At 58.2% G+C, this 7,083-nt stretch carries 6 protein-coding genes; 4 read left to right on the top strand and 2 right to left on the bottom strand.

Annotated elements, in window-relative coordinates:
- Positions 1-89: 89 nt before the first annotated feature.
- Together lpxH and NTD89_RS01025 are read right to left on the bottom strand one after the other, a co-directional pair.
- Positions 90-839 carry a UDP-2,3-diacylglucosamine diphosphatase gene (gene lpxH, locus NTD89_RS01030; protein ID WP_262206149.1) on the bottom strand — a complete coding sequence of 250 codons (750 nt, stop codon included), beginning with the start codon at positions 837-839 and terminating at the stop codon, positions 90-92.
- Positions 836-1,339 carry a peptidylprolyl isomerase gene (locus NTD89_RS01025; RefSeq protein WP_106578797.1) on the bottom strand — a complete coding sequence of 168 codons (504 nt, stop codon included), beginning with the start codon at positions 1,337-1,339 and terminating at the stop codon, positions 836-838. The genes lpxH and NTD89_RS01025 overlap by 4 nt, the downstream gene beginning before the upstream one ends.
- A 251-nt stretch (positions 1,340-1,590) precedes the next feature.
- On the opposite strand from NTD89_RS01025, the gene NTD89_RS01020 reads away from it, so the two are divergent.
- From NTD89_RS01020 to NTD89_RS01005, 4 genes are all read left to right on the top strand, one after another.
- Complete coding sequence (locus tag NTD89_RS01020) at positions 1,591-3,291, top strand: glutamine--tRNA ligase/YqeY domain fusion protein (RefSeq protein WP_262206148.1); 1,701 nt, start codon at positions 1,591-1,593, stop codon at positions 3,289-3,291.
- Positions 3,292-3,306: 15 nt separating this feature from the next.
- A complete protein-coding gene (gene cysS / locus NTD89_RS01015) occupies positions 3,307-4,695 on the top strand; it encodes a cysteine--tRNA ligase (protein ID WP_145164016.1) in 1,389 nt (462 codons plus the stop codon).
- Positions 4,696-5,146: 451 nt separating this feature from the next.
- A complete protein-coding gene (locus NTD89_RS01010; RefSeq protein WP_262206147.1) occupies positions 5,147-6,238 on the top strand; it encodes a hypothetical protein in 1,092 nt (363 codons plus the stop codon).
- A 317-nt stretch (positions 6,239-6,555) separates the two neighbouring features.
- Positions 6,556-7,014, top strand: a complete 459-nt coding sequence (locus tag NTD89_RS01005; protein WP_262206146.1) for an HIT family protein — start codon at positions 6,556-6,558, stop codon at positions 7,012-7,014.
- Positions 7,015-7,083 lie beyond the last annotated feature (69 nt).

Genomic DNA, 7,083 nt, shown 5'->3' with positions numbered 1-7,083 from the left:
ATCCAGCAACCGCTTAAAAAAAAAAAATGGGGGCCCACCCCCCCCCCCCCCCCCCCGCTCCCACATTTGATGGGTGTTGTGTCTGAGAATCAGGCGCCAGGCAGCGCCAGCTGCGGATTGACGAAGTCAAACGCCGCCAACGCAAACCCTTGCTCGTCTACCTGCAACGCCCAGCCCTGCTTGTCCCAATCCCCCAGCACAATGCGCTTGGCCGCCTGATCACCAATCTGCAACTTATGGATCGCTGGGCGGTGCGTGTGGCCGTGGACCAGGGTGCGCACGCCAAATTGCTGCATCACCCGCGGCACTTCCTCGGGCGTCACATCGACAATGTCGTTGGCTTTCATGCGTGTCTGCGCGCGGCTTTCACTGCGCAGCTTGCGCGCCAGCTTGTGGCGGGTGCGCAATGGCAGGTGCCGCAGGATAAACAGCACAATCGGGTTACGCAGGATGCGCCGCAGCTTCATGTAGCCAACGTCGCGGGTGCAAAGGCTGTCGCCGTGCATCAACAGCACAGGCTCGCCGTAGAACTGCACGACACTCGGATCCTTGAGCAAGGTGGCGCCTGCAGCTTTGCAGAACGCCTTGCCGATCAGGAAGTCACGGTTGCCGTGCATGATGAAAATCGGGGTGCCGCTGTCGCTCAGCTCACGCAGGGCCGCGCAAATCGAACGCTGGAACGGTGTGATGCCATCGTCGCCAATCCAGGCTTCAAAGAAGTCGCCCAGAATGTACAACGCCTGGGCGCCACGGGCGCGCCGGTGGAGCAAATCCAGAAACGCCCGGGTGATGTCCGGGCGGTCCTCTTCCAGATGCAAATCTGAAATCAGCAATATCACCCAACGATCTCGGCTTTCTCGACGATAACGTCTTCTACCGGAACGTCCTGGTGACCGGCTTTACCGGTGGTCTGCACGGCTTTGATCTTGTCGACAACGTCCTGGCCTTCGGTCACTTTACCGAATACCGCGTAGCCCCAACCCTGCACGTTCTTGCCGCTGTGGTTCAGGAAGGCGTTGTCGGCGACGTTGATGAAGAACTGCGCGGAGGCCGAATGCGGCTCCATGGTACGGGCCATGGCGACGGTGTACTTGTCGTTGGAAAGGCCGTTGTCCGCTTCGTTCTGGATGCTTGGGCGCTTGTCTTTCTTTTCTTTCATGCCAGGCTCGAAACCGCCGCCCTGGACCATGAAGTTGCCGATGACACGGTGGAAAACGGTGTTTTCGTAGTGGCCGGCTTTAACGTATTCGATGAAGTTGGCGACGGTGATCGGCGCTTTCTCGGCGTTCAGCTCGATGACGATGTCACCGTGGTTGGTGGTCAGTTTGACTTGAGTCATGTTCACTACTCTTTTCAGGGAATTCGTGGGTTTGGACGCCTGAGCGCCTTACCTGATTGGCTAAACAGAGGCCAAGGCGCGCAGTTTAGCGTGACCTGCAGGAATTTCGAGGTGGTTTTTTACCGCCGATGCATTAAATGCAGCAGTTTTCGACCACGCTCTGTCAGCGGCTTGACAGCTTCGGCTATCATAAGCCCTTTGTTTTATCGGCCCCTACTTCTGGCCAAGCACTTCGTCTGTTCAAGGATCCTATGAGCAAGCCCACTGTCGACCCTACCTCGAATTCCAAGGCCGGACCTGCCGTCCCGGTCAATTTCCTGCGCCCGATCATCCAGGCGGACCTGGATTCGGGCAAGCACACGCAGATCGTCACCCGTTTCCCGCCTGAGCCCAACGGTTACCTGCACATCGGCCACGCCAAGTCGATCTGTGTGAACTTCGGCCTGGCCCAGGAGTTCGGTGGCGTCACGCACCTGCGTTTCGACGACACCAACCCGGCCAAGGAAGACCAGGAATACATCGACGCCATCGAAAGCGACATCAAGTGGCTGGGTTTCGAGTGGTCCGGTGAAGTGCGCTACGCCTCCAAGTATTTCGACCAGTTGTTCGACTGGGCCGTCGAGTTGATCAAGGCTGGCAAGGCTTACGTCGACGACCTGACCCCGGAGCAAGCCAAGGAATACCGTGGCAGCCTGACCGAGCCGGGCAAAAACAGCCCGTTCCGCGACCGTTCGGTCGAAGAGAACCTGGACTGGTTCAACCGCATGCGCGCCGGTGAGTTCCCGGACGGCGCTCGCGTGCTGCGCGCCAAGATCGACATGGCCTCGCCGAACATGAACCTGCGCGACCCGATCATGTACCGCATCCGCCATGCCCACCACCACCAGACCGGTGACAAGTGGTGCATCTACCCGAACTACGACTTCACCCACGGTCAGTCGGACGCTATCGAAGGCATCACCCACTCGATCTGCACCCTGGAGTTCGAAAGCCATCGCCCGCTGTACGAGTGGTTCCTCGACAGCCTGCCGGTGCCGGCGCACCCGCGTCAGTACGAATTCAGCCGCCTGAACCTGAACTACACCATCACCAGCAAGCGCAAGCTCAAGCAGCTGGTTGATGAAAAGCACGTGCATGGCTGGGACGACCCACGCATGTCGACGCTGTCGGGCTTCCGTCGTCGCGGTTACACCCCGGCGTCGATCCGTAATTTCTGCGAGATGGTTGGCACCAACCGCTCCGACGGCGTGGTCGACTACGGCATGCTCGAGTTCAGCATCCGTCAGGACCTCGACGCCAACGCACCGCGCGCCATGTGCGTGCTGCGTCCGTTGAAAGTGGTGATCACCAATTACCCGGAAGACAAGGTCGAGAACCTCGAACTGCCGCGTCATCCGCAAAAAGAAGAACTCGGCGTGCGCAAGCTGCCGTTCGCCCGTGAGATCTACATCGACCGTGATGACTTCATGGAAGAGCCGCCAAAGGGCTACAAGCGCCTGGAGCCGAACGGCGAAGTGCGTCTGCGCGGCAGCTACGTGATCCGCGCCGATGAAGCGATCAAGGACGCCGATGGCAACATCGTCGAACTGCGTTGCTCCTACGACCCCGAAACCCTGGGCAAGAACCCTGAGGGCCGCAAGGTCAAAGGCGTCATCCACTGGGTGCCGGCCGCTGCCAGCATCGAGTGCGAAGTGCGTTTGTACGATCGTCTGTTCCGTTCGCCGAACCCTGAAAAGGCTGAAGACAGCGCGAGCTTCCTGGACAACATCAACCCTGATTCCCTGCAAGTGCTCACCGGTTGTCGTGCCGAGCCATCGCTTGGCGACGCACAGCCGGAAGACCGTTTCCAGTTCGAGCGCGAAGGTTACTTCTGCGCAGATATCAAGGACTCGAAACCTGGTCAGCCGGTATTCAACCGTACCGTGACCTTGCGTGATTCGTGGGGCCAGTGATTTAAGGGAGTTGTCGTGTTAACGATCTACAACACACTCAGCAAGACCAAAGAAGTCTTCAAGCCGCTCGATGGCAACAAGGTGCGCATGTACGTGTGCGGCATGACCGTGTACGACTACTGCCACATCGGCCACGGCCGCAGCATGGTTGCCTTCGACCTGGTGACCCGCTGGTTGCGTTTCAGCGGCTATGACTTGACCTATGTGCGCAACATCACCGACATCGACGACAAGATCATCAACCGTGCCAACGAAAACGGCGAGTCGTTCGACGCGCTGACCGAACGCATGATTGCTGCCATGCACGAGGACGAGGCGCGCCTCAACATCCTCAAGCCGGACATGGAGCCGCGCGCCACGGATCACATCCCGGGCATGCACGCGATGATCCAGACCCTGATCGACAAGGGTTATGCTTACGCCCCCGGCAATGGCGACGTGTACTACCGCGTCGCCAAGTTCATGGGCTACGGCAAGCTGTCGCGCAAGAAAATCGAAGACCTGCGCATCGGCGCGCGCATCGAAGTCGACGAAGCCAAGCAAGACCCGCTCGACTTCGTGCTGTGGAAAGGCACCAAGCCCGGCGAGCCGAGCTGGGAGTCGCCATGGGGCGCCGGGCGTCCGGGCTGGCACATCGAGTGCTCGGTGATGTCCACCTGCTGCCTGGGCGAGACTTTCGACATTCATGGCGGCGGGAGCGACCTCGAGTTCCCGCACCACGAAAACGAAATCGCCCAAAGCGAAGCCGCTACCGGCAAGACGTACGCCAACGCCTGGATGCACTGCGGCATGATCCGCATCAATGGCGAGAAGATGTCCAAGTCCTTGAACAACTTCTTCACTATTCGCGACGTGCTGGAAAAGTACCACCCGGAAGTGGTGCGGTACCTGTTGGTATCGAGCCACTACCGCAGCGCCATCAACTACTCGGAAGACAACCTCAAGGACGCCAAGGGCGCCCTGGAGCGTTTCTACCACGCGTTGAAAGGCCTGCCAGCCGTGGCGCCTGCCGGCGGCGAAGCGTTCGTGGCACGGTTTACCGAAGTGATGAACGACGACTTCGGCACGCCGGAAGCCTGTGCGGTGCTGTTCGAGATGGTGCGTGAGATCAACCGCTTGCGCGAGACTGATCTGGATGCAGCGGCCGGGCTGGCTGCACGCTTGAAAGAGTTGGCCAGCGTGCTGGGTGTGTTGCAGATGGAAGCCGATGACTTCCTGCAAGCCGGCGCTGAAGGGCGTGTGGATGCGGCGCAAGTTGATGCGCTGATTCAGGCGCGTCTGGCTGCGCGGGCTAACAAAGACTGGGCGGAATCCGACCGTATCCGTGACCAACTGACCGCGATGGGTGTGGTGTTGGAAGACGGCAAGGGCGGGACGACGTGGCGGTTGGCTGATCAAGCTTGATCGGTAACGCTGAATGAAAAACGCCCCGACTGGTTCGGGGCGTTTTTTTGCACATCGTTTTAATGGCTCACTCGATCCAGTGTAGGAGCGGGCTTGCTCGCGAATGCGGTGCATCAGCCAATGAATCTGGCGACTGACCCACCGCCTTCGCGAGCAAGCCCGCTCCCACAATTCGACCGATTTAAGCTTCCACAATTTGGTCGGCTGCAATGCCGCCTGGGTTTTGCTGTTCTGTGGGAGCTGGCTTGCCTGCGATGCAGACGCCTCGGAGCATCAGCGTTACCCAGGCAATGCTATCGAAGGGCACGCCAGCGCTTCCTCGAATTGTCGTTGAAAGTTCTGCGATGGACAGGGCAGCGAGCCTACATAGGGTATGGAACTGTCCGCATCCGACTTACCACTGAGCGGGTGAGAGCCCTGCGGGCTTTTCACTTAATCGGGAGCGTTGCAGATGTGGAATTCAGGGGCGGCAGGGACGGGAGGTGTGGGCGCCGGGTATGCGCCAAATGGGGTGCGACCCAGGGCGGTTTCCGTTGCGCCTGCGGCCGAAGTGGTTGCGGTCAAACAGCAGCTCAATGAGTTATTTGATGCGACAGGTTCCAAGGCGCAAATGGCTCAACGGTTATCTTTCAGTTTGAAGGCGCTTCTGGAAACGGTGGACAGCGGTACGTTCAAGAACGATCTCCACAAGCTGATTCAAACCTTGGACGTCTACATAGCCTCCCAAGCGGCAGTTTTTCAGTCTATACAGCACCTGTTCCCGGATGCGGGGCGAGAGTCTCTGTCCAGCCGGTCGCATGACACTGGCCACCCCCGTGCACATAACGGACCTGGGCTTCGTCATTCACGGCAGGTAAGTCATAACACTCCCACTCGGAGGATGAGTCTTGATGACCTCTACACCGACAGGAGTAATCCTGGCAGAAGACCTGGCGTGGGTAATGAGCCCGGCAATATCTGGAGTGGTTTCAAGCAGGGGCCAAATAAAAGCAATTGCACGACGGTGGCAGCCATAAAGGTCGCAATGATGAAGTTTGGCCAGAAGCCGACCGATATTTACAAGCAGGTAATCGCAGCGGGTGACGGCTGGAACATACAGATGCGGGATGATCGCTGGTACCACCTGTCCAAAGATGAGCTGGCGCAGGCAACCTATAGATCTGAGTTCAGTGGCGATAATCCGGCGATGGTGGCAGATGCTAATTTTCTGTATGCCGTGAGTGCTAAACGGGCGCAAGTGGAGAATAACGACGGTTATGCCGCGCGAGGTTTCGAGAGCGCGTTATACAGCATCAATGACGGTGAGCCCTTTGGTCACAATTACAATGGGTTCGTGCGCCTGGGCCTGAGTGCCCACATCCAAAAAACCACTGTTGAAAACTTGGCGCGTGGGCAACTGGGTCTTGTGACTCACGGCGTTCCGGTTAACGGTCAAATGGTGGGCCATTCGCTTGCAGTGATCAATGGGCGAGAGGAAGTGTGGGGTAGGCAAGGCGGGAGTCCACCGACTGACATCTACGCCAACGCGGTGACCTTGGTTTGACGTGTGATTGGGGCTGTTGATTGGCCCCTTTACCGTCCCAGAGCACCTTGCCAAACCCATTCTGCGACGCATACGTGCCGACATGGCGCAGTTCACGCTCACTACCAATCAGGCTGAACAAGGGAATCCCTTGTCCCAACAGCACCGGGATACGGATGATGATCAGCTCATCGATCAGGGCGGCCCATCACCGTTGCGTTTCTGATCTCAATTTCGTAAGAGCTTTCGGAAAATTGTCTTTTGTTTTGACGCTCGCCCATTCATGGCTTTAGATGATCGCCACGACCAAACCCATGATGAAACTGGCGGTGATTTGAATGGATTGTATTTTTTGCAGCATTGTCCGAAAGACCTCTCCAGCCCACATTCTGTGGGAGGACGAACACCATATGGCGTTCCTGTCGATCTTCCCCAACACGCCGGGTTTCAGCGTGGTGATCCCCAAGCAACATTACGGCAGTTATGCGTTTGCGCAGTCGGATGAGGTGTTGGCCGGGCTTGTTGTCGCCACCAAGAAAACCGCATTGCAGATTGACCGGGCGTTTCCGGATGTGGCGCGCACCGGGATGATGCTGGAAGGGTATGGGGTGGATCACCTGCATGCGAAGCTGTTTCCCATGCATGGCACGGGCTCGGACAGTGCGTTCAAGCCGTTGAGTTCGAAGGTGGACAAGTTCTTCGAGGCCTACGAGGGCTATATTTCATCCCATGACCATGTGCGGGCGGATGATGCCGGGTTGGCGCAACTGGCGGAGCACATCCGGTCCTTCGCCTAGCGCAAACCAACTGTGGGTGCTGGGGTTGCGGCGCTTTGGGGGGTTGATTTTTTTTATTTTTTAAATTTT

Source organism: Pseudomonas sp. 14P_5.3_Bac1, assembly GCF_025466135.1.
GTDB lineage: Bacteria > Pseudomonadota > Gammaproteobacteria > Pseudomonadales > Pseudomonadaceae > Aquipseudomonas.
Note: the sequence above shows the minus strand (reverse complement) of the source record. Positions and strands in the feature narration are given on the sequence as shown.

Coding starts and splice junctions, on each gene's coding strand:
- NTD89_RS01025 (WP_106578797.1), bottom strand. CDS start 1,339: ATGACTCAAGTCAAACTGACCACCAACCACGGTGACATCGTCATCGAG.
- NTD89_RS01020 (WP_262206148.1), top strand. CDS start 1,591: ATGAGCAAGCCCACTGTCGACCCTACCTCGAATTCCAAGGCCGGACCT.
- NTD89_RS01010 (WP_262206147.1), top strand. CDS start 5,147: ATGTGGAATTCAGGGGCGGCAGGGACGGGAGGTGTGGGCGCCGGGTAT.
- NTD89_RS01005 (WP_262206146.1), top strand. CDS start 6,556: ATGGATTGTATTTTTTGCAGCATTGTCCGAAAGACCTCTCCAGCCCAC.